The sequence below is a fragment of the Halopiger xanaduensis SH-6 genome, from assembly GCF_000217715.1.
Classification (GTDB): Archaea; Halobacteriota; Halobacteria; order Halobacteriales; family Natrialbaceae; genus Halopiger; species Halopiger xanaduensis.
Window position 1 is genome coordinate 954115 of record NC_015666.1, and the last position, 21875, is coordinate 975989.

Here is a 21875-nt window from a genome sequence, read left to right on the forward strand (position 1 = left end):
AACAAGCCGCGACGGTGACCGCGACGTTCTGCTTACTCGAGACTGATGTCGGACGATTCCTCGGCGGGGTCGAAGACGACCTCGAGAACGCCGTTGTTGTACGTTGCGGAGGCGGTGTGTTCGTTGACGCGGGTCGGCAGCGAGACGCGCTCGTCGTACTGGCGGTGGTCGCTGCCGGCGGAGATGGTTAGGGTCTTGCCGTCGCACTCGAGTTCGATGTTGTCCTTCTCCACGCCGGGGAGGTCCGCGACGACGCGGATCTCGTCGTCGGTCTCGTGGATGTCGACGTGGGTGTCGGCGCCGAAGCCGCTGTCGGCGGTGCTCGAGGTGTTGAAGTCGACGTTCCCGTCGGCACCGTTCATCATCTCGTTCATCATCCGTTCGATTTCGCGAAACAGGTCGTCGAAGGGTTCGTCGCGGTCGTCTCGGCGCATGGGTGTGTATAAGAAGGGGAGGTGCAAAAACTTTCCCCGCGGTTCGATCGGTGAGCGGCGGTCGGCGCTCGAGCGGTCGTCGGTCTCACTGCGAGACGGACCGCGATTCGGGCTGGTCTCGGGTGTGTATCTCAGTCGTCCGACGAGACCCGCTCTGTAGGCCGTTGTTCGGCGGTGAGATTCTCGCGGCCGCAGAGTCGACCGAGGTCGATGCCGAGCGTCTCGTTCGTCAGCGACCGGCTCTCGGGACCGTCGAGGAGTCCCGTGAGCGCGCGGATCGCGTCGACGTTCTCCGGCACCACGTCGGCTTCCTGGTGGATCGCCTGCATGCAGTACAGGTCCCGTCCCTGCAGCGTGATCGACTCGCCCCAGATGCAGTTCTCCCAGATGTCGCCGCGGGGGCGGCCCGCGTCCATCGCGAAGTCCTTGAGCGTCCCGGCGCCGTCGATGCCGGCGTACTCCGGAATCGTGAGGAGGCGATCCTCCGCGCGGAACAGGTCGCGAACGTCGTCGACGCCGTCGGGGTCGTCCTCGAGAGTGACGTTGACGGCGTGGACGTGCATCATCGTCGTGGGGACCTTCAGGCCGATGGTGTCGATGTCGAGTTCGGGAAAAACGGTCTGGACGTCGGGGCCGTGGTGTGAGGGGATCGAAACCGGGTCAGGAACCGTGTCGTTGATCGGGCCACGCCCGGTCTGGTCGGGGTCGCCGCCCCGGCGGACCAGCGTGACGCGGGCCTTGTCGATGCCGTAGGTCTCGTGCAGCGGCGCGAGAAACCGTGAGAGGCCGGTCGTGTTGCAGGAGACGACGCGGGCGTAGTCGGCGTCCTCGGCTTCCGCGAAGTTCGCTCGAGCGTTGAAGCTCACTTCGGCGACGGTCGCGTCCTCGCCGCCCTGGAAGATCGCGGGGGTGTCGTGGCGTTCGTACAGCGGGCGGTTCTCGGCGCCGACGCCGGAGGGCGTGGCATCGACGATCACGTCGCTTTCCGCGACGAGGTCGTCGGCCGTGCCGGCCAGGTCGATGCCGATCTCGCGGAACCCGTCGGCGCGGTCCTCGTCGGCGGCGTAGACGGGGTAGTCCGCTTCCGCGGCCCCGACGGCCACGTAATCCGGACTCCGTTTCGCGACCCCGCGGACCGTCATGTCGGGTTGCGCCCGAACTGCGTCCGCAACGCGTTTGCCGATGGTTCCGTACCCGTTGATGCCGACCCGTATCATACGGTTCGTTCTCCACCGCGAACGCTCATAACTGTTTTGCAGGAAATTGATAGATCTTAACTCGAAATTGAGTTACTCGAGTAAAATCGCAACAGGGGAGTGTGTGAACTAGTACACACCAAGGGAAACTCACATATAAGGAATGTGGTAGTAGAGAAACTTCCAGCAGCCGCCGGGATGCTGATATATCTGTATCGATCGTTTACCAACGTTTCGAAAGGGGCAACAACTTTAACGACGGGGCGCGTACTACTCGAATATGAGTGAACATTCGTACAGCGGTGGCGCGGGGTCGGACGGAGCGCTTCGAATCGGCCTCAACGGGTTCGGCCGAATCGGGCGAAACGTCCTGCGTGCGTCGCTGTCCGACGACAACGTCGAGATCGTCGCCATCAACGACGTGATGGACGCGGACGACATGGAGTATCTGCTCCGATACGACTCGGTCCACGGCCGACTCGACGACGTTTCCCGCGACGGCGACACGCTCCACATCGGCGACCGCGAGATCGAACTGCTCTCCGAGCGCGACCCGGCCCAACTGCCCTGGGACGAACTCGACATCGACGTCGCCTTCGAGGCGACCGGCCTGTTCCGTACCTACGACGACGCCGCCCAGCACCTTGAAGCCGGCGCCGACAAGGTCGTCATCTCGGCGCCGCCGAAGGGCGAGAAGGAGGTTCCGATGTTCGTCTACGGCGTCAACCACGACGAGTACGACGGCGAAGACATCGTCTCGAACGCCTCCTGTACCACGAACTCCGTCGCGCCGGTCGCGAAGGTGCTCGACGAGGAGTTCGGCATCGAGTCCGGTCTGCTGACGACCGTCCACGCCTACACCGGCACGCAGAGCATCGTCGACGGTCCGAGCAGCAAGCGCCGCCGCGGCCGCGCCGCCGCCGAGAACATCATCCCGACCACCACGGGCGCCGCCATCGCGGCCACCGAAGTCCTGCCCGAACTCGAGGGCAAGCTCGACGGGATGGCGATCCGCGTCCCCGTCCCGAACGGCTCGATCACGGACTTCACCGTCGACCTCGAGGAGGACGTCACGAAGGAGGAACTCGAGGAAGCGTTCCGCGACGCGGCAGATAACGAACTCGCCGGCATCCTGGGCTACACCGACGAGGAAATCGTCTCGCGGGACATCATCGGCCTGCCGTTCTCCTCGTACGTCGACCTGGAGGCCTCGATGGTGCTGGAGGACGGCCTCGTGAAGGTCCTGACCTGGTACGACAACGAGTACGGCTTCTCGAACCGGATGCTCGACCTCGCGACGTACGTCGCCGCCGAAGCGGACGACGTCGACGCCGAGGAAGCGGTCGCACAGTAAGCCGACGCCCCATCGGTCCCCGTCTCCGTCTATCGAACTTTTAAGCCCGTTCGCAGCCCTCTTTTCGCTACGATCAACACCATGACGACGTTCAAGACGCTCGACGACCTCGAGGCAGGACAGCAGCTACTGGTACGCATCGACATCAACGCCCCCGTCGAGGACGGGGTCGTTCAGGATAACCGCCGGTTCGCCCGCCACGCGGAGACGCTCGCGGAACTCCTCGAGAACGACCACGCGGTCGCCGTCCTCGCCCACCAGGGCCGGCCCGGCCGGGACACCTTCGTCTCGCTGGAGCAACACGCCGACATCCTCGCGGACCACCTCGACCGGGACGTCGACTTCGTCGCGGACACCTTCGGTGAGGACGCCCTTACGGCCATCGACGACCTCGAGTCCGGCGACGTGCTCGTGCTCGAGAACGCCCGGATGTGCGACGAGGAACTCCCCGAGGAGGAGCCCGAGGTCAAGGCCGAGACGGAGTTCGTCCAGACGCTGGCGCCCGAGTTCGACGCCTACGTCAACGACGCCTACTCGGCGGCCCACCGCTCGCACGCCTCGCTGGTCGGCTTCCCGCTCGTGATGGACGCCTACGCGGGCCGCGTGATGGAGGCCGAATATACGGCTAACTCCGCGATCCAGGAGCAGGAGTTCGACGGCCCCGTCACGATGGTGCTGGGCGGGACGAAGGCCGAGGACCTCATCCCCGTCATCGAGCGGGTCGACGACACCGTCGACCGGTTCTGTCTGGGCGGCATCGTCGGCGAACTGTTCCTGCGCGCGGCCGGCCACGACGTCGGCTACGACGTCGAGGGCACCGAGTTCTTCGACCACCAGTGGGAAGATCATCAGGAGACGATCGAACGCGTTCTCGAGGAGTACGGCGACCGACTGCACCTCGCGAGCGACCTCGCCTACGAGGACGACGGCGAGCGCGCCGAGGAGGCCGTCGAGGACATCGAGAAGGAGACGTCCTATCTGGACGTCGGCTCCGACACCGCCGACGAGTACGCCGGCCTCGTCCGCGAGTCGGAGGCCGTCTTCGTCAAGGGCGCGCTGGGCGTCTTCGAGGACGAGCGGTTCGCCGACGGCACCGTCGACGTGCTCTCGGCCATCGCGGAGACCGACTGCTTCTCCGTGATCGGCGGCGGCGACACCTCCCGCTCGATCGAGATGTACGGCCTCGAGGAGGACGACTTCGGGCACGTCTCGGTCGCCGGCGGCGCCTACGTCCGCGCGCTGACCGGCGAGGGGCTGGTCGGCGTCGACGTACTGGAACGCGCGGCCTGAACTGCAACCCCGTTCAGGCAGCCTGACTCTCACCTATCCTTACCTTCTTGGTGACCGCGCCCCCATCGGTTCGCAGTGGCGACCGAAACCGAACCCGATCCCGGTTCCGACGAGCGATCCCGATACGTCGACGCGAGTGGCGACCCCGAGGCGGCCGTCGACGACGGGAACGGCGACGGCGCCGATCCCGACACCCGCGCCCTCGCCCTCGAGGAGGCCCGCACGACCTTCGACTACCAGGTCGAGCGCCTGCGGGAGATCGACGCCAAGGCGATCGAGATCCTGAAGGCGAACCTGCTGATCATCGGCGTCTTCGTCACCGGGCTGTCGGTCGTCGGGCAGACCGACATCGACGTGCGGGCGTTCGTCAACCCCCACACCGCGTTCGGCGCCGTCCTCATGCTCGTCTCGACGGCGATCGCCGGCGTCACCTACACCACCTCGAACCTGCGCGGCGGCGTCGGCCGGGACGCCCTCGAGGCGGCGCTTTCCGACGGCGCGTTCGCCGAGCGACTCGTGCGCAGCTACGGGGAGTGGATCGAGTACAACGCCGCGGTGACGGCGGTCAACGACGTGCTCGTCACGATCACGGTGCTGCTGATCGTCGATTCGTTCGTCTTCGTCGTGGTCGGGATCGGCGTCGGCGCAGCCGATCTTTCGCCGATCGGCGTCTGGACGTCGTTCGCCGGGCTGACGCTCGTCCTCGGCTACCTGACGCACGTCGCCTATCAGATGGATCACGTCGGCTCCGTCGGTTCGAGCGAGGATCCGACTACGGCGACGTTCGACGGGGTTCGCCTCTCGAAGGGCGCGACGCGCGGGCAGAGCCACGACGCGCTCCGGCGGACCGTCCGGGCGCGCGACGAAGGGACGACCGAGGCCGACGAGCGCGAGCGACATTCCCGCGAAGGGAAGACATAACCCGCCGCTCGCCCCACGTTGAACCATGTCCGATTCTGCGGATTCCGATGCCGACCGTCGAACGGCGGCCCGGACGGCCGTCGAGCAGTGTCTCGAACTCGAGTCCGACGAATCTTGCGTCGTCGTCACCGACGACAAGCGCGAACCCATCGGCGAAGTTCTCTACGAGGTCGCGAGCGAGATCACCGACGACGCGACGATCGTCCGCTACCCGCCGGGCGAGCAACACGGCGCCGAGCCGCCGGCACCCGTCGCGGCCGCACTCGCCGGTGCGGACGCCTTCCTCGCGCCGACGACGAAGAGCCTGAGCCACACCCGCGCCCGCTCCGACGCGACCGACGAGGGCGCTCGCGGCGCGACGCTGCCGGGAATCACCGAGGAGGTGTTCCTCACCGGCCTCGACGCCGACTACGACCGCATTCGCGAGGAGTGCGAACGGATGGTAGACCGGGTCTCCGGCGCCGACGAGGTCCGCGTTACGACCGACCGCGGAACCGACATCACGTTCGCGCTGGGCGATCGTGACTGGTTCGACGACACCGGCGACGTGAGCGAACCCGGCGCCTTCTCCAATCTCCCCGCCGGCGAGGTTTTCATCAGCCCCGAGTCCGCCGAGGGCACCTACGTCGTCGACGGAACGATGCGCCCCCACGGGCTGCTCGAGGAGGGACAGGAACTCGAGTTCGTCGTCGAGGACGGCCTCGTCACCGAGATTTCGGACGACGAGATCCGCCGGCAGGTGGAGGAGGCGGCCGAAGAGGTCGGCGACGCGGCCTACAACCTCGCCGAACTCGGCATCGGGACGAACGTCGGCGTCACCGACCTCGTGGGCTCCGTCCTGCTGGACGAGAAGGCCGCGGGGACGGTCCACATCGCCATCGGCGACAACGCCGGCATCGGCGGCGAGACGGAGGCGCCGCTGCACCTCGACGGTATCGTCCGTGATCCAACCGTCTTCGTCGACGGCGAGGAGATCGAACTGCCGACGCCGAGCGAGCAGTAGCGTCGACGTCCCGTCTTCGATTTTCTATCGAACGTTAAAGTCGCTCGAGCGCATCGTCGTGTTCAATGCCCGACACGCTGAACGAGGACGAACGCGAGTCAGGGTCCGACCTCGAGCCCGCCGACGCCTTCGCCGCGCTCGGGAATCCGATCCGCGTCGAGATTCTGCGCGCGTTTCTCGAGCGCGCGCAGGCGGAGGGAGAGTCCGCCGAGCCGGTCGTCCGGTTCTCGACGCTGCGAAAGACCGTCGGGATCAGGGACTCGGGGCAGTTCCGATACCATCTCGAGCAGCTTCGGGGGCAGTTCATCGAGAAGTGCGACGGGGACGGCGCGGACGCCGGCGGCTACCGACTCACGTACGCCGGCTCGGAGGTGATCAACGCGATCATCGCCGGCACCTACACGGACAGCGAACGGCGCGGCCCCGCTGCCCTCGAGAGCGCCTGCGGCCGCTGCGGGACGGCCGCCCGCGCGAGCTATCGGGACGGCGTACTCGAGGTGACCTGCGAGAACGACCACCCGCTGTTCCTCTGGGCGCTCCCGCCGAACGCGGCGGCCGACGCCTCGCTCGAGGAGATCGTCGACTTGGCGACGACGCTCGCCGTCCAGTCGTACGAACTCGTCGCCGACGGAACCTGCTCGGAGTGTTACTCGCCGGTCGAGCCGGGGATTCGGCTGCTCGAGGGGTGCGACACGGAGACGGACACGGACGACGACGCCACCCCTACCACCGTCGACGGCCGATCCGTTCGCTTCACCGCGCGCTGCGACGCCTGCGGCGCCGGGTGGGACGCCCCGGTCGGCTTCGTCCTGTTCACCCATCCGCGGGTCGAGTCCCTTTATCACCGACGGGGACGGCCGATCCGCAGCCAGTACTGGTGGGACCTCGAGGTCGTCAGCGGCGACGGGGAGGTTGCGATTCTCGAGGCCGACGACGAGCCACAGCGCGTCCGATTGACCGTCGACGTCGGCGACGCACAGGTTCGCGCGACGATCGACGACACGGCGCAGGTCGTCGCCCTCGAGATCGACCGGTCTGCGACGGACGAGTGACAGACGGTCTATAGAAACTCCCTTCGCCAAAGCTTGATTCGCTCGCCGGTGCAAGTGTCAGCGCATGGAGACGCGCCACCCGCTCTCTTCCGATCCCGAGCCCGAATCCGCGGACGATCCGGAGCGACTCTCCGGCATCCGCCGGTTCGTTCCGAGTCCGACGTTGATCGCCACCCTCGGGTTCCTCTCGGTGCCCGGGTTTCTGTACGAACCGCTCGAGGGGCTGCAAGTATTCGCACTCTTTTTCCTGGCCGGACTGTGGCCGCTCGTCGCCGGAATTGGCGGGTTCGTCTACGGGGCGGTGACGCGCGACGGCGGGGCCGAGGCCGACACTGACGCCGAACCCGACGCCGACGCAGCGGAGCCGACCGACTGGATCGATTCGGGCGACCGGGGCGTCAACGCCCGCGCCCTTTTTTCGATGCTCGTCCTGCAGTTTCAGCCGATCCTCTTCGTCACGGGAATCCTCCAGCTGGCCGGCCACATCCCGATCCTCGCTCGCTACCGGGGCGACCTGCCGTCGGCCGAGACCCACGAGAGCGACGTCGACTACCGGCTCCCGCTTGAGGGGACCTGGACCGTCGTCAACGGCAGTCCGGACCGCGAGTACTCCCACTCGTGGGGAATCCTCACCCAGCGGTACGCCTACGATTTCGTGATTACCGACGAGGACGGTCGGACGACCGCGGGCGAGCGCGGGCCGCCCGAGGAGTACTACTGCTTCGGCGAGCCGATCCTCGCGCCGGCCGACGGCGTCGTGGTCAGCACCCGGAACGACCACCGCGACTACCACCGGACGAACGGGTGGATGGATCCGCTCCAGCGCTCCATTCTCGGCAATCACGTCGTTATCGACCACGAGAACGGTGAGTACAGCGTGCTGGCGCACCTCCAGCAGGGCAGCGTCGCCGTCGAACCCGGCGAGCGCGTGGAGCGCGGCCAGCAAATCGCCCGCTGCGGCAACTCCGGAAACACGACCGAACCCCACCTTCACTTCCACCTGCAGGATCGATCGTCGTTCTTCCTCGGGATGGGGCTCCCGATCCGGTTCGACGACGTCCGCACCGACCACCCGCGGACCGGCCCCGAAACGCACGACGAGGTGTACGTCCACGCGGGCCAGCGGGTGGCACACGTCGGCGAGTGAGCACGCGTCGCGCGGCTCGGGCTCGAGCGACGGTTCGGGACGGGTAGTGGCGGGGACGGTCCAATCGCCTTTTCAATGCGTGGCGTCTAGAGCGTGCTATGAGCGATACATCGTCATCGGAGATCCCCGACCGGGTCCCCACGCCCTGTCCCTCGTGCTCGCCGGAGCTCGAGACGGTCCACGAGGTCTTAACCGCCAGCGAGGGCGGCGGGACCGTCACGGTCCGCTGCAGCGAGTGCGGGCACGTCCACAAGGTACAGCCCGAACAGGAGCGCGAGGTCACCCTCGACGTCGTCGTCTCGCAGGACGACGAGTCCTTCACCGCGAACGTCACCACGCCCGAGGACGAGACCGTCGAAGTCGGCGACGAGTTCATCTTAGAGACCGAGGAGGTCCTCTCGACGGTTCGCGTGACCAGCGTCGAACTCGAGGGCCACCGCCGGGTTGAGGAGGCACCGGTCGACGAGATCGCGACGGTCTGGTCCCGCGAGGTCGACAACGTCGCGGTCAACGTCACGGTTCACCCGCAGGACGGTCGACGGGACGACAGCCGCTCCATTACGGTCCACGTTCCCGGCGACTACGAGTTCGAGGTCGGCGCGGTTGAGGAGTTCGGCGACGACGAGATCGAGATCGACGCCTTCGTCGTCCGCGACGACGCGACGGGATACGATCGCGACCGCTACGAGATGGAGGGCGACACGGTCCTCGCGAAGGACGCCAAGCGCGTCTACGCCTACGATCAGACGACCAGCGCCTGGTCGGCCTGGTAACGCTCCGCTCAAGGATTCTCTTTTCGCGTGATCAGTCGTCAGCCTGTCCCGTCGTGACGGGCTGTGGGGACTGCGTCGTTGCTGTCGATGTGACGGCTGCGAGCCGATGCACGAGCGAACTACTCACGATCTGTTGTACAACGTGGAACGCGGTGATCCCGGCGACGATCGCGCCGCCGCCGAACATCGCGCCGACCATCACCGAGACGCTCAGATTCTTCATCGAACTCGAGAAGAGCACGCTGATACAGTCGTCACTGCGCAGCCCGCGGGCGTACAGGACGTACGCGAGGCCGGCGCTGAGCCCCAGTGCGGCCACCGCGAGGCCGCTCACGAACGCGAGTTCCAGCACGTCGATCGCGCCGCCCGACGCGCCGACGCCGGCGTAAATCAGGATTCCGATCGTCGCGAGGGAGAACGCGTCCAACCGATCGTCGGAGATGGCGTCGTCTGGAACGAAAACCGCGAGGAGTCCGCCGCCGAGGATGATCGCGCCGAGGTCGACGAGGATCTCGGACGCGGCGATATCGACCGTCGAGTCGGCGAACAGCGCGATGAGCGACGGCATCGCGAGCGGTGCGATGAGCAGCGAAACGAGGGCGATAACGGTCGCCAGCAGCGCGTTCCCGCCGCTCAAGCGCGTCCAGATGATCGAGCTACCGGCGGTCAGCGGCGCGGCGAGGACGATGAGGACGCCGAGCAAGAGGTCCCCCGACAGCACCGTTGCAGCGACCGGATACAGCGCGAGCGGCGTGAGCAGGTAGAGACAGCCGAGCGAGAGCACGACGGGCACCGACACATTTCGCCCCCGTCCCGTCAACGCAGCGGAGTCGAACCCGTAAAACGACGTGAAGATCAAACCGGCGACGAGAGCGGGGATGGTCGGTTGGAGCGGCGCAGCGAGTGTCGGAGCCACCACGCCAGCGAGCGTCGCAGCGAGAACGACGAGAAGCGACCGTTGCGATCGAACGACCTTCCGGAGTACATCCATATTGACCGATAGCAGCGAGTATTCGACAGGCCCGACATAGGTCTTCTCAACCCTGCGCGATCGCATTTTTGTGCTGTCATATTGCCGCGTCGCCACCGGACACTCGAGTTCGCGCCCAACACCCACTCGAGGACGGCGGGGCCGGCATTCGCGCCCACCATCCTATTGCGTGTGCTCCGCTAGACACGACCATGTTCGATCGGTTCCGCTCGAGCGCCGACGGCGACGCCGACTCCGACGACGGCGAGTACGAGGCCGCCCGCGAGCGCATGGTTCGAACCGTCGCCCACAGAGTCGCGGACGATCGGGTCCTCGAGGCCCTCGAGGACGTCCCGCGCCACGAGTTCGTCCCGCCGGATCGACGGGGCGAGGCCTACGCGGATCGCCCGCTGCCGATCGGGGACGGACAGACGATCAGCGCGCCCCACATGGTCGCGGTCATGGCCGACCGGCTCGACCTCGAGCCCGGCGACGAGGTCCTCGAGATCGGCACCGGCTGCGGCTACCACGCGGCCGTCACCGCCGAGATCGTCGGACCGGAGAACGTCTACAGCGTCGAGTACGGCGAGCAACTCGCCGAGCAGGCCCGAGCACGGCTCGAGGAAATCGGATACGGCGAGATCGACGTCCGCATCGGCGACGGCCGCAACGGTTGGGCGGAACAGGCCCCCTACGACGCGGCGTACTTCACCTGCGCGACGGCGGAACTTCCGGAGCCGGTCGTCGAACAAGTCCGCCCCGGCGGCCGCATCCTCGCACCCGTCGGGACCGGCCGCCAGACGCTCGTCCAGGCCGACAAGCGCGCGGACGGCTCGCTCGAGCGGACGGAACACGGCGGCGTCCGGTTCGTGCAGATGCGCGGCTGACGGGCTCGAGTTCGCGGTCGCCGACGCCTGTCGAGGGCCGAAACCGCACGAGAGAAGGCGGGTAGCGCAAGCGCGCCATTCATAACTGCCGATCGAATACCGCGAGTATGGACCCCGCGGTACTCCGGGAAGACATGGTCGACGGCCTCGAGTCCGCCGCGAAGGACGTCCTCCGGGACGAGGCCGTCGCCGTCGCCATGCGCGACGTGCCCCGCCACGAGTTCGTCGACGACGAGCGAGCGGCCTACGCCGATCGCGAGCACGAAGTCTTCGGCACCCGCGTGCTCGCACCGAGCACGGCCGCCCGCATGCTGCAGGCGCTCGACCTCGAGGAGGGTCACTCCGTACTGATCGTCGGCGCGGGCGTCGGCTACACGGCCGCCGTCGCTGCCGAACTCGCCGGCGAGGCGAACGTCCACGCGATCGACATCGCCCGCCCGCTCGTCTACGAAGCGCGGGGCAACCTCGCGTCGGCCGGCTACGAGGGCGTCCTCGTCGACCGCCGCGACGGCGCCGACGGCCTCCCCGAGTACGCCCCGTTCGACCGCATCCTGCTCGAGGCCGCGGCCGTCGACCCGCCGCGGGCGCTGCGCAAGCAACTGGCCGACGACGGCCGCCTCGTACTCCCGCGGGGCTCGCAGTCGCAACGTCTCGAGGTCGTGACGGCCGACGGCGATCGCGAGCGGCGCGGCCCCGTCGCCTTCGATCCGCTGCTCGTGGAGGGCGAACAGTCCGGCGCCGTCGAGCGCAATCGGACGGCCCGCGAGGACGTCGAGCACGCCCAGCGCCGCGCGGAGTCGCGCCGGGGCTGGGAACAGGACTGGATCGAGTGGGACGAAGCGATCGACTCGCAGTCACGGCCGCGGTAAGGCTCTAATCACAGTAGGCACTCGAAGTTGTCCGCTCACAGCACAGCTACCGCTCTCGAGAACAAGTCGCCCGAAGCAAGTGGGGGTGGGGGATTGGGGGTGGCGATAGCCTATCGCAGATCGCCATTTCTTCGTACGGGTTGATCGGGGTTAAATATAATTTCTATCTGTTTAGCGCCCTCGCGATTCCGGTACTAATTAACTAGAGTCGCCGTCGAACGCCAGCGAGACCAGCTTTCGCTGGGCCGCCCGCAGGTGGTAGTGGTACGTCGGCGCCGATACCGACAGCGTCGCAGCAAGATCCTCGCCGGTGGTCTCGCGGGGCCACTCGAAGAAGCCGCTGTAGTGGGCCGCCTGCAGCGCCTCGAGCTGTTTCTCGGTCAGCCGTTCCTCGATGTGGGTATCGAGTTGGCGCGCCGAGAGCGTGGTCGTCTCGCGGCGCGCCTCGAGTTCGGTCTCCGGATAGGTCTCGGCGATCGATTCGACGAGCGATCGCGGTTCGACGCGCTGGGGCACCTCGAGCGTCAGCGTCGTCGCACCGTCCTCGCCGATCGCGGTTCGTAGGGCGACGTCGTATCCCCGCAGAATCTCGAAGAACGGCGTCGGTTCGACGGTCACTTCGAACAGGGACTCGTCGTCGCCGTCGCTGACTTCCGAGACGCTCGTGACCGACGCTTTGTCCGCGACGAGCTCGGGTATCGCCGCCGTCGTCGGCGCGCTGACGAACGTCACGATCTCGTCGCCGCGGTCGATGACTCCCTCGAGCGCAACGGGACCGTCGACGCGCTCGGTGACGCGGTTGAGCAACATCCGCGGGTCCGTACACCGGAGTTCGAGTTCGAGCCGGCTGTCGGTCAGTAGCGCGCGCGTCCGCTCGACCGAGCGGATCGCGTGGCCGATCGTCTCCCCGAGTTCGCTCAACACGTCGCGTTCGCCGCCGCCGATCGCGTCCGCGCCGCCGACGTGGACGACCAGCACGCCGCGCTGGCGCTCGTCGTCGACGAGCGGCACCGCCAGCACCGTCTGGAAACCGTACGTCAGCGCCTCCTTTCGCCGCCGGTTCCAGGTGTCGTCCTCGAGGACGTTCTCGACGACGCGGACGTCGTTCGTCTCGAGCGCATCTCGGACGAGTTCGACTTCGGGCGAATACGGCGCATCGTCCCGGATTCGATCGACGTAGGCGGCGTCGATGCCGGCCCACGCGGTCGGCGCGGGCGGCTCGTCGTCGGTCGTCGCGAGCCAGGCGAACCGGTACCGGTCGGTGTCGGCGAGGCGTTCGCAGACGATCGATTCGATCTCCTCGCGCGTCGCGGCCTGCGCGATGCCGTGGTTGATCTCGCGGACGATCTCGTTGATGTGGTTGAGCCGCGTCAACTCCTCGTTCTTCCGGGTGAGCGTCCGGTCGCGGTCCCGGAGCAGTTGCTCCCGCTCGGCCCGGTCGAGCGCGGCTTCGGTGTTCGCCGCCAGAATGTGCAGGAGTTCGGTCATCGTCTCGTCGAACCCGTCGGCGTCCTCCGTCCGCGCGATCAGCACGCCGTGGGTGCCGAGCGGGACGATCAGTTCGCTCCGGCCGCGATCGGTCCGCGGCGTCGGTGCCGGATCCTGCCCCGCTTCCGCCACCTCGTCGCACTCGAGGTCCTCGTAGTAGGCGCTGTCCCCCTCCGAGAACGCGTCCCAGACCCGGCTTTCGCCCCGTTGCATCGTCGCCACGGGCTCGGCCAGCGTCTGCGAATCGGTCGCGGCCGCGCGCTCGAGGCGGCCGGCCGTCGGGTCGAACGCGTAGGCGACGGCCAGGGGCACGTCGAGGATGTCGCCGGCGGTGTCGACCGCCGACCGGTAGATCTCGGCCTTGCTCTCGGCCCGCATCAGGTCCCGCGTCGTCTCGTGGAGCGTCGTCAGCGTCCGCTCGTAGCGGCGCTCGCTTTCCCGGAGTTCCGTCTCGGCCCGGTACTGTGAGACGGCGTTCGTGATCTGGTTGGCCAGCAGCGTGTACTGTTCGTCGCCGGTTCCCTTCTGGAGGTACTGGGTCACGCCCGCGGCGATCGCCTCGCTGGCGACCTCCTCGGAGCCGCGCCCGGTAAAGAGGATGAAGGGGAGATCGGGATCGTCCTCGCGAACCCGCTCTAACAGTTCGAGGCCGCTCATCGCCGGCATCTCGTAGTCACTGACGATGCAGTCGATCGCGCGCTGTTCGAGCAACTCGAGGGCCTCGTCGGCGCTGGTCGCCGGGACGGCGTCGATCGCCTCGCGTTCGCGCTCGAGCATCTCTTCGGCGAGCGCCGCGAAGCCGGGCTCGTTGTCGACGACGAGGACGGTAATCGGGTTCGTCATAGGATCGATCGGGGGCGACGTGTAATTCGCGCTCGAATGATGACGGGACCGGTACGTAAGTTGATCGGACGATCCTCGTCGACGGCCTGCGACCGAATTCGGGGCGCGAATCGGGCCCGGACGCACAAGCGGCGCTGTTCAGCCGTCAGAAATCGTGATCGGTCTCCGACTACTGCGATCAGTGTTGATCGTTCTAACAGTCGGCTACAACCCTCGAGCCGAAGTCCTCACTCAGAACGTTGTTCGCGGAAGAAGACGCCCGAGGCGGGATTTGAACCCGCGTCACGACCGTGACAGGGTCGTATGATGGGCCACTACACCACCCGGGCTCGCAATACGTCGTTCCCCGGTGAGAGACTTAAGGGTTGTGTTTCATCCCGCCGCCGGCGCGGCATTCTCGAGCGTGCGACGGTCTGTACCGGTCCCGCGCGCACCGAGCAACGCCCGTTAGTCGTCGACCGCGACGAGCGTCTCCGAGTCGGCCGAGTCGTCGTCGGCCTCGGCCTGGGTTTCGAAGTGGGCGGTCAACGACTGTAGCTCCTGGGCGCGCTCCGAGAGGGACTCGGCGCTGTCGGAAATCTGGCTGATGGCGCTGGTTTGCTCCTCGGCGGCGGCCGAGACGTTCTGCGCCTCGTCGGCGGTCTGCTCGCTGACGGCGGCGATGTCGTCGACCATCGACGAGACTTCCTGGGCCGAATCGGCCTGATCGTCGGTCGCGTCGTTGATCGACTGGATACCCGCGTTGGCGTCGTCGATCGAGTCGACGATCGACTCGAGGGTGTCGACGGTTCGGTCGATCGTCTCCCGGCCGTCCTCGATGCCGTCGCGCATTTCGAACATGTCGTCGGCGACGGACTCGGTCGACGCTTCGACGGTTTCGACGAGGTCCTCGACCTCCTCGGTGGCCTCGGCGGTCTCCTCCGCGAGCGACTTGACTTCGTTGGCGACGACCGCGAATCCGTCGCCGGCTTCGCCCGCCGTCGCGGCCTCGATGGAGGCGTTCAGGGCGAGCATGTTGGTTTCCTCGGCGATCTGGTCGATGAGTTCCACGACTTCGCCGATGCGCTCGACCTCCTCCTGGAGGGTCGCCATCTCCTCGGCGGTGTCGACGGCCTTGGATTCGATCCGATCCATCTGCTCGACGACGTCGCTCGCGGCTTCCTGACCCTCCTGGCCGCGCTCGGCGGCCTGTTCGGACTGGTCGGCGACGGTGTTCGAGGAGGACGCGATCTCCTCGACGGTCGCCGAGAGGTCGCTCATCTCCGCCGCCGCAGTGGTCAGCTTCTCGTTTTGGGTTTCCGCGCCGGCCGAAATCTCCTCGATGCTCTCGGCGACTTCGCCGCTCGAGGCGCGGATCTCTTCGGTGGAGGCGGTGACTTCCGAACTCTTCTCGTCGACCTGGTTGGCGACCGTTTGGATGCGCACGACCATCGCCTCGATGTCGGTGAGCATCTCGTTGAACGCCCGGCCGATCTCGGTCATCGCCTCGCTCTCGCTGGCCGTCTCGAGTCGGCGAGTGAGGTCCCCGTCGGCGGCGGCTTCGATCGACTGCCGGTACTCGTCGGCCTTCTCCTCTAGGTGCTGGCTCAGCGCTTCGGCTTCCGCTTTGGCTTCCTGGGCCTCGGCCTTGGCCTGCTGGGCCTCCGCCTTCGACACCTCGGCCTGTTCGCGAGCCCGTTCGGCTTCCTGTGCCTGCTGTTCGACTTCGGTTAATCGTTCCTGCAACGTGTCCCGAATCCGGGCGAACAGACCGCCCAGCTGCCCGAACTCGTCGATCCGTGATTGATCGATTTCGACCTCGAGGTTGCCCTCCTCGATCGCTTCGGCGTAGCCGGTCATCTCCTCGAGGGAGTTGTTGACGTCGCGGGAGATCACCGCGCCGACGCCGACGAAGCCGACGATCGAGATACCGAGCAACAACAGAATGTTCCGGTTGACCGCGCTGGCCGTATCGAACACCTCGTTGTGCGGCGCGATGACGGTCACGTCCCAGTCTTTCTCACTGAGCGGCACCGTCGCCACGACGACCTGATCGTCCCCGACGACGTCGTTCTCGGCCGTCACCTGATCGACGCGGGGACGCAGCGCGCCATCTTCTAAGTGCGACAGATCCCCCATCAGGAACGATTCGTTGAGGATCGTCCCGGTGGTTTCGGCGAGCGTAATCTGGCCGTTCGTCGCGACGACCTCGATTTCGCCGCCGTCGATGGGCGACGTCAGGAGTTCGCTGCGCTCCTCGAGATTGATCACGAGGACGATCGCGTGGTCGTCCTGTCCGGCGACCGGACTGATGAACCCGATCCGCTTCTCGCCGTCGACGTCGTACGGTTCGAACGAGCGCACGTCGCCGCTCGAGCCGAACGCGTCTATGTCGACCGCCCAGGGACGAGTCGTTTCGTCGACCGTGTCGCCCTCCCGGTTGAACTGCGTGCTCACCTCGACCTCGTCGTTTTCCATGCTGTAGTAGTGGATCGCGTGGACGCTGTCCGGCAGGGCCTCGAGGTACGTTCGTAGCGACGCCCGAAGTTGGCTTTTGTCCGTGTTAGCGAGATTGACGCTATTGGAGATCTCCACGGTGTTGTCGTTCCGATCCTGAACGAACTTGTCGATCCCGTCGGCTTCGCGTTCCGCGGCGTTGAGGAGCGTCTCCTCCGCGTCCGATTCGACGCTCGCCTGGGCCTGCGTAAACGAGAAATAGCCCGCGCCGAGCAGGACGACGGTCACCACGAGAATCGCCGCGCCGACCTTGAAGAAGTAGCGACTCCGCAGCGTATCGTATATCCGCCGATGGAACGACTCGTCCGACGAGTCGTCTCGTGACGTTTGCATACGTACTCATGTCATATACGATAATTAAGCTTGATGGCCCGTTTCCGGCGATATTTCGGGGGGCGTGCGGACTGTACCACGGGACTCTCGCTATCGTGTCCAGCTCGGCGGCCACCGTTGGGACGGAACGTGAACTCGAGACGAAGAAGCACTTAAGCGGGATTTGAACCGCCCGACCGTCGGTCGCGTCGTTCGCTCGTTCTGTCGTTCGAGCATCTTCGCGGGCGGTCTCGAGAGTGCAGACTGTCCCGCTTACGAGGGGCGAGGACATGCTCGCCAGTGCTGGTCGACGTTGATCGCGGAAGAAGACGCCCGAGGCGGGATTTGAACCCGCGTCACGACCGTGACAGGGTCGTATGATGGGCCACTACACCACCCGGGCTTACAGTACGTCGTTCCCCGGTGAGAGACTTAAGGGTTCTGTTCCGTATCGACGGCCGTGTAACGCACTCCGAACGGTTGCGGGATCGACATCGGCTGGTCGACAGGGGGATGGTATTGCTGTCGCTACGATCTCTCGTAACTCGCACACTACGAACAACTATCCGACGTAGATTGCAGCAGAAAGCGCCCGAGGCGGGATTTGAACCCGCGTCACGACCGTGACAGGGTCGTATGATGGGCCACTACACCACCCGGGCCTACACTGCTTCCTTGGCCGGTGGACGTATTATGACTTTCCAATCGATCGCCGTATGGTACGGTGAATCGCCCCACGTCTGCGGATTTCCGTCCGGGAACGGGATACCTGTTGCTCGCGGCCATGCGTCACTCGAGTCGACGGATACCGATCGACGGCCGCACCGCTTCCCGAGTCGACCGTCGACGACTGAAAAGTGCGCCGACCGGGAATTGAACCCGGGCTATGAGCTTGGGAAGCTCATGTCCTACCACTAGACCACCGGCGCGCTTCGTTACTTCGTTCCTCGCGCCCCGAGGCTCGCAGTTCCGATGGAACTGCTCACCACCGGCGCTTACTCCAATCTAGCTGCCGATTCCACTTCAACGTAGCGTTCTCGATTCTCCGTCGAACCGAACCGACCGCTCGTCCACTTTTCCCGCTCGAGGGGAGGCTATTTGGCGCTGCCGTCCCTATCACTGACAAATGCTGGACCTTCGGTTCTCGGATGCGGAACTGGAACAGCGGCGCGAACACATTACCGAGTTCATCAGCGAGCGGGTCGACGCGGCGGGGGCCGACGGCGCGGTCTTGGGGCTTTCGGGCGGCATCGACAGCACGCTCACGGGCTATCTCACCGTCGAGGCGCTCGGTCCCGAGAACGTCCACGGGCTCGTCCTCCCGGCTCACGTCAGCAGCGAGGGCAACATGAGCGACGCCGAACGGGTCGCGCAGGAGCTGGACATCACGTACGACGTCATCGAAATCGAGCCGATCGTCGACCAGCTTCTCTCGGCCTACCCCGAAGCGGAAGGCGACCGCGAGGCCGTCGGCAACGCTCGAGCGCGCGTCCGTGCGGTGCTGAACTACCTCGTCGCGAACCACGAGAGCCGACTCGTCGTCGGCACCGGGAACCGGAGCGAAGCCGCCGTCGGCTACTTCACCAAGTACGGCGACGGCGCGGTCGACTGTCACCCGATCGGGAACCTCTACAAGGGTCAAGTGCGCCAGCTCGCGCGCCACGTCGGCGTCCCCGAGGAACTGGCCGCCAAGACGGCGACGGCGGAGCTGTGGGCCGACCAGACGGACGAGGACGAACTGGGGATCAGCTACGAGACGCTCGATTCGATCCTCGCGACCCACGTCGACGGGCCGCTGTCGGTCGCCGCGACCGCCCGCCTGCTCGAGGTCCAGGAGGAGACCGTCGAGCGAGTGCGGTCGATGTACGAACGCAGCGAGCACAAACGAAATGTGCCGCCGGCGCCGGAGCCGCTCGACTGACCGCAACTGGTCGCGCTATCGATGCCCTACGCTTCTCGCCACTCGTCCGCGAGCAGGCCGTACCAGTGGGTGTCCTGGTACTCCCCGTCGATGAACTCGGCGTCGCGGTGAACCCCTTCCGGCGTGAAGCCGACCGACTCGAGCAGCGCCTGCGAGGCCTCGTTGCACTCGAAGACGCGGGCGGCGATGCGGTGGAGGCCGAGGTGGTCGAAGCCGTACTCGACGAGCAGCTCCGTCGCCGCCGAGCCGTACCCCTGCTCGTGGTGCTCGGGGGCGACCCAGTAGCCGAGCTCCGCGCGGCGGGCCTCCCACTCGATCGTGTGGAAGCCGATCGTGCCGACCGGCTCCGCGTCGGCGACGATCAGCAGGTTGACGCTGTCGTCGTCGCAGACGACGTTTTCGAAGAAGTCGCGTTCCTGTGCGCCGTTGACGGGTCTCGCGCGGCCGATCCCGCGCCAGACCCGCGGATCGTTGATCTTCGTCTGGAGAAACTCGAGGTCGTCCTCCTCGATCGGCCGCAGATCGACGCGCTCTCCGGGTAGAAACACCGTTTCGGGCATACGATCGTGTTATCTCGGTCCCACAAGAGTGTGTTCGAGGGGTGGTATCGCACCGCGTGCTGTTGCTCCGGCTGGTATCGCCGATTCCGGTGGCGCGGGTGTCGTCGGTTCGCAAACGACGGCGGTCCGGTCGGGCGAACGACGACCGGGCGTTTCCAAAGGTCTTTGCCTCCTCCGTCGTAACCCCCCGCTAATGGAAACGGCCGACAACTGTCGGCGTGCCGCCCGCGAAGCCGTTGCGGACGTCGAACCACCGCAGTTGCACGATCTCGTCGAATCCGTTCTCGACGGTGCATCGATGGTTCCAGGCGCACTCACCGTCACGAGCGCCGCCATGGCGTCCGGCGGTGCCGGGGCCGCCGGAACCGGGACGGGAACTGGAGCCGACGCCGACGGACCCCGCTCGTCCGCAGGCGAGCGCTACGCCGCCGCCCTCGAGGGCGAACCCGCCGAGAGCGACGCCGACGGGCTCGTTACGCACGCGGCCGGCGTCCAACTCATCTACGAGGGCCTGCGGCTCACGCGCACGCTGGCCCACGAGGAGCCCTGGCGCGGGGTCGAGGACGACGAGGCCGACCCGCAGTCTCCCCCCGACCAGGACGCAATCGAGAGCGACCTCGAGATCCTGGCCGCGGACATCCTCGTCTCGCGGGGGTTCTACCTGCTCGCGCGAACCGACGCCGCGGACAAGGCGGTCCGGACGGTCCAGGCGTTCGGCCGCGACCAGACCAGACGCGACGAGGTCGCCGCGGACGGCACCGGCGATCCCGCGGCGATCGACGCCAACCTCGAGCGGGACATCCTCGAACTCGCCGTCGAGACCGGCGCGGCCGCCGTCGGCCGCTCGCCTTCCACCCGACTGCTCGCACTCGCGGACGACCTCGCCGCCGGCGTCGGCACCGCCTTTCCGCCGGCCGCGGAGTGTCTGGCCGATCTCGAGCCGGCAGTCGGCGAGGAGCCGTTCGACGACCGGCCGCTCGAGTTCGACGATCGGTCGCTCGAGGACGGGCCGACCGATCGCGCGACGTCGGCGACGGATCCGTAGCCGTCTCGGTCGGTGTGTTCCGATTTTCAGTGGTCCGCGCTTCGGTAGCGCTCGCTTTCACTCTCGAGTGGTGGTTCGTGCCCCGGTACTGAGCCCCACGCCCGGTGGCAATCGAAACCCATAAAGTCGACTCCGGACAACGAAGGAATGCGCGCCTGGGTAGCTTAGCGGTAAAGCGCGTCCTTGGTAAGGACGAGAGCCCGGGTTCAAATCCCGGCCTAGGCTTAATCGGCCTTTCATCTCATTTTCTCTCTTCATCTAACTGCTGTTCCAGAATTCGCATATTTGCCAGAATAATAATACTAAGTCTTCGATATAGCAGCCACTAATTGGTATAAGAAGATCTCAACAAACGAGCACGGGGCCGTATCCGTTAAGTCAACTGTAGTATCATTCGCCCTATGGCTGATTTGAGTGAGCCATCGCCATCACGTACGACGATCAAACGTCACTTGCAGGCGATGGATAACGAGAAATTCGAGCACTTTGTCGCTGATCTTTGGTCCCGCCACGGATGGAAAACGGTGGTCAGCCAGCAATCCCGCGACAAAAGTCTCGACGTTCTCGCGGAGAAAGAGACGCCGTATCATCAACGGCACGCGATTCAGGCAAAGCGGTACCAGGAGGAAAATAACGTTGGTGGGCCGAAAGTATCCGAATATGCGAGTCTCCGCGATCAATTCGATGCCGACGTCGCGGTAGTTGTGACGACGAGCGGATTCACGGTGGATGCCCGAGAACGTTCCAAGACGTTGAACGTGAAATTAATTGATGGGGATGACCTCGTTGAGATGGTTGTACAAGCCGATGCACTGGACCTAGTAGCCGAATATTCCGACCATACATCGTCGCAACATCCCCATCCGGAGAACCAACATACGCGAAAAAGAGCAGATCGCCAAAAGACGGGTAATGATGAAGATCTTTGGCTCGGGCTGATGATTTTGGGAGCGGTTCCCAGTACGATAGCGATCCTCTTTATCAGTTTTAGTGAGGTGCCGTCGGATTCGATTCTCGGTCACATATCGACAGCAGTAATAGTCGTTGCAGGTGGGATGACCGTAGTAGGAATTTATAAAGATATACTGCTACTCCGGCAGGCGCGTGTATCGTGGCACCCGGATCCGAAATGGTGGGCCGCTGGTGCGTTCTTCGTTCCCTATCTGACTGTCCCCATCTATCTGATTCGACGGTTCGATGAGTTGAATTCGTGAGGACGATCGATTTCAACGGGATGAATTCGAAGTCACGAAATCCCGTTCACGATCAGCGATAGGTAGACACACGATTTAGTGGTCGAACGTTGGACGGGTG

At 65.8% G+C, this 21875-nt stretch carries 18 protein-coding genes and 5 tRNA genes; 13 read left to right on the plus strand and 10 right to left on the minus strand.

Features of this window, described 5'->3' with window-relative positions:
• Positions 1-32 precede the first annotated feature (32 nt).
• Both HALXA_RS04680 and HALXA_RS04685 read right to left on the minus strand, forming a co-directional pair.
• Positions 33-434: an Hsp20/alpha crystallin family protein gene (locus HALXA_RS04680; RefSeq protein ID WP_013879166.1), complete on the minus strand. Its 402-nt coding sequence runs from the start codon at positions 432-434 to the stop codon at positions 33-35.
• Positions 435-565: 131 nt separating this feature from the next.
• Positions 566-1651, minus strand: coding sequence for a type II glyceraldehyde-3-phosphate dehydrogenase (locus HALXA_RS04685; protein ID WP_013879167.1), 1086 nt, complete (start codon positions 1649-1651; stop codon positions 566-568).
• Positions 1652-1910: 259 nt separating this feature from the next.
• Between HALXA_RS04685 and gap the strand changes: the two genes are divergently transcribed.
• The 7 genes from gap to HALXA_RS04720 all read left to right on the plus strand — a co-directional run bounded on the left by gap (position 1911) and on the right by HALXA_RS04720 (position 9170).
• Positions 1911-2984, plus strand: a complete 1074-nt coding sequence (gene gap / locus HALXA_RS04690) for a type I glyceraldehyde-3-phosphate dehydrogenase (protein ID WP_013879168.1) — start codon at positions 1911-1913, stop codon at positions 2982-2984.
• A gap of 81 nt (positions 2985-3065) precedes the next feature.
• Positions 3066-4274 carry a phosphoglycerate kinase gene (locus HALXA_RS04695; RefSeq protein ID WP_013879169.1) on the plus strand — a complete coding sequence of 403 codons (1209 nt, stop codon included), beginning with the start codon at positions 3066-3068 and terminating at the stop codon, positions 4272-4274.
• Between the two features lie 75 nt (positions 4275-4349).
• The gene (locus HALXA_RS04700) at positions 4350-5195 is read left to right on the plus strand and encodes a hypothetical protein (protein ID WP_013879170.1); all 846 of its coding nucleotides are present in this window, start codon (positions 4350-4352) and stop codon (positions 5193-5195) included.
• Between the two features lie 25 nt (positions 5196-5220).
• Complete coding sequence (locus HALXA_RS04705) at positions 5221-6198, plus strand: aminopeptidase (RefSeq protein ID WP_013879171.1); 978 nt, start codon at positions 5221-5223, stop codon at positions 6196-6198.
• A 65-nt stretch (positions 6199-6263) separates the two neighbouring features.
• On the plus strand, positions 6264-7250 hold the full coding sequence (locus HALXA_RS04710) for a DUF7351 domain-containing protein (protein ID WP_013879172.1): 987 nt from the start codon (positions 6264-6266) through the stop codon (positions 7248-7250).
• A gap of 64 nt (positions 7251-7314) precedes the next feature.
• Positions 7315-8397 (plus strand): M23 family metallopeptidase, encoded by a 1083-nt coding sequence (locus HALXA_RS04715; protein ID WP_013879173.1) that lies wholly within the window; start codon positions 7315-7317, stop codon positions 8395-8397.
• Between the two features lie 98 nt (positions 8398-8495).
• Complete coding sequence (locus HALXA_RS04720) at positions 8496-9170, plus strand: HVO_0476 family zinc finger protein (protein WP_013879174.1); 675 nt, start codon at positions 8496-8498, stop codon at positions 9168-9170.
• Between the two features lie 31 nt (positions 9171-9201).
• Here the strand turns inward: HALXA_RS04720 and HALXA_RS04725 are convergent, their stop codons facing one another.
• Positions 9202-10161 (minus strand): bile acid:sodium symporter family protein, encoded by a 960-nt coding sequence (locus tag HALXA_RS04725; protein WP_013879175.1) that lies wholly within the window; start codon positions 10159-10161, stop codon positions 9202-9204.
• Between the two features lie 191 nt (positions 10162-10352).
• Here HALXA_RS04725 and HALXA_RS04730 point away from each other — a divergent pair, with 191 nt between their 5' ends.
• Together HALXA_RS04730 and HALXA_RS04735 are read left to right on the plus strand one after the other, a co-directional pair.
• The gene (locus HALXA_RS04730; RefSeq protein ID WP_013879176.1) at positions 10353-11027 is read left to right on the plus strand and encodes a protein-L-isoaspartate(D-aspartate) O-methyltransferase; all 675 of its coding nucleotides are present in this window, start codon (positions 10353-10355) and stop codon (positions 11025-11027) included.
• 107 nt (positions 11028-11134) lie between these two features.
• The gene (locus HALXA_RS04735) at positions 11135-11896 is read left to right on the plus strand and encodes a protein-L-isoaspartate O-methyltransferase family protein (protein WP_013879177.1); all 762 of its coding nucleotides are present in this window, start codon (positions 11135-11137) and stop codon (positions 11894-11896) included.
• 198 nt (positions 11897-12094) lie between these two features.
• Here the strand turns inward: HALXA_RS04735 and HALXA_RS04740 are convergent, their stop codons facing one another.
• The 6 genes from HALXA_RS04740 to HALXA_RS04765 all read right to left on the minus strand — a co-directional run bounded on the left by HALXA_RS04740 (position 12095) and on the right by HALXA_RS04765 (position 17964).
• Complete coding sequence (locus tag HALXA_RS04740) at positions 12095-14227, minus strand: bacterio-opsin activator domain-containing protein (RefSeq protein ID WP_013879178.1); 2133 nt, start codon at positions 14225-14227, stop codon at positions 12095-12097.
• Between the two features lie 256 nt (positions 14228-14483).
• Positions 14484-14556: transfer RNA gene (locus HALXA_RS04745), tRNA-Asp, on the minus strand.
• Between the two features lie 118 nt (positions 14557-14674).
• Entirely contained in the window at positions 14675-17056 is a 2382-nt protein-coding gene (locus tag HALXA_RS04750; RefSeq protein WP_013879179.1) for a methyl-accepting chemotaxis protein, read from the minus strand.
• A 309-nt stretch (positions 17057-17365) separates the two neighbouring features.
• Positions 17366-17438, minus strand: a tRNA-Asp gene (locus HALXA_RS04755).
• Positions 17439-17624: 186 nt separating this feature from the next.
• Positions 17625-17697, minus strand: a tRNA-Asp gene (locus tag HALXA_RS04760).
• A 196-nt stretch (positions 17698-17893) separates the two neighbouring features.
• A tRNA-Gly gene (locus HALXA_RS04765) sits at positions 17894-17964 on the minus strand.
• Positions 17965-18161: 197 nt separating this feature from the next.
• On the opposite strand from HALXA_RS04765, the gene HALXA_RS04770 reads away from it, so the two are divergent.
• Positions 18162-18956, plus strand: a complete 795-nt coding sequence (locus HALXA_RS04770; RefSeq protein ID WP_013879180.1) for an NAD+ synthase — start codon at positions 18162-18164, stop codon at positions 18954-18956.
• 26 nt (positions 18957-18982) lie between these two features.
• On the opposite strand, the gene HALXA_RS04775 is transcribed toward HALXA_RS04770, so the two are convergent.
• Positions 18983-19516 carry a GNAT family N-acetyltransferase gene (locus HALXA_RS04775; protein ID WP_013879181.1) on the minus strand — a complete coding sequence of 178 codons (534 nt, stop codon included), beginning with the start codon at positions 19514-19516 and terminating at the stop codon, positions 18983-18985.
• Positions 19517-19709: 193 nt separating this feature from the next.
• On the opposite strand from HALXA_RS04775, the gene HALXA_RS04780 reads away from it, so the two are divergent.
• The 3 genes from HALXA_RS04780 to HALXA_RS04790 all read left to right on the plus strand — a co-directional run bounded on the left by HALXA_RS04780 (position 19710) and on the right by HALXA_RS04790 (position 21775).
• Entirely contained in the window at positions 19710-20561 is an 852-nt protein-coding gene (locus HALXA_RS04780; RefSeq protein ID WP_013879182.1) for a DUF7114 family protein, read from the plus strand.
• A 153-nt stretch (positions 20562-20714) separates the two neighbouring features.
• Positions 20715-20786: transfer RNA gene (locus HALXA_RS04785), tRNA-Thr, on the plus strand.
• A gap of 176 nt (positions 20787-20962) precedes the next feature.
• Entirely contained in the window at positions 20963-21775 is an 813-nt protein-coding gene (locus HALXA_RS04790) for a restriction endonuclease (protein ID WP_013879183.1), read from the plus strand.
• Positions 21776-21875: the final 100 nt, after the last annotated feature.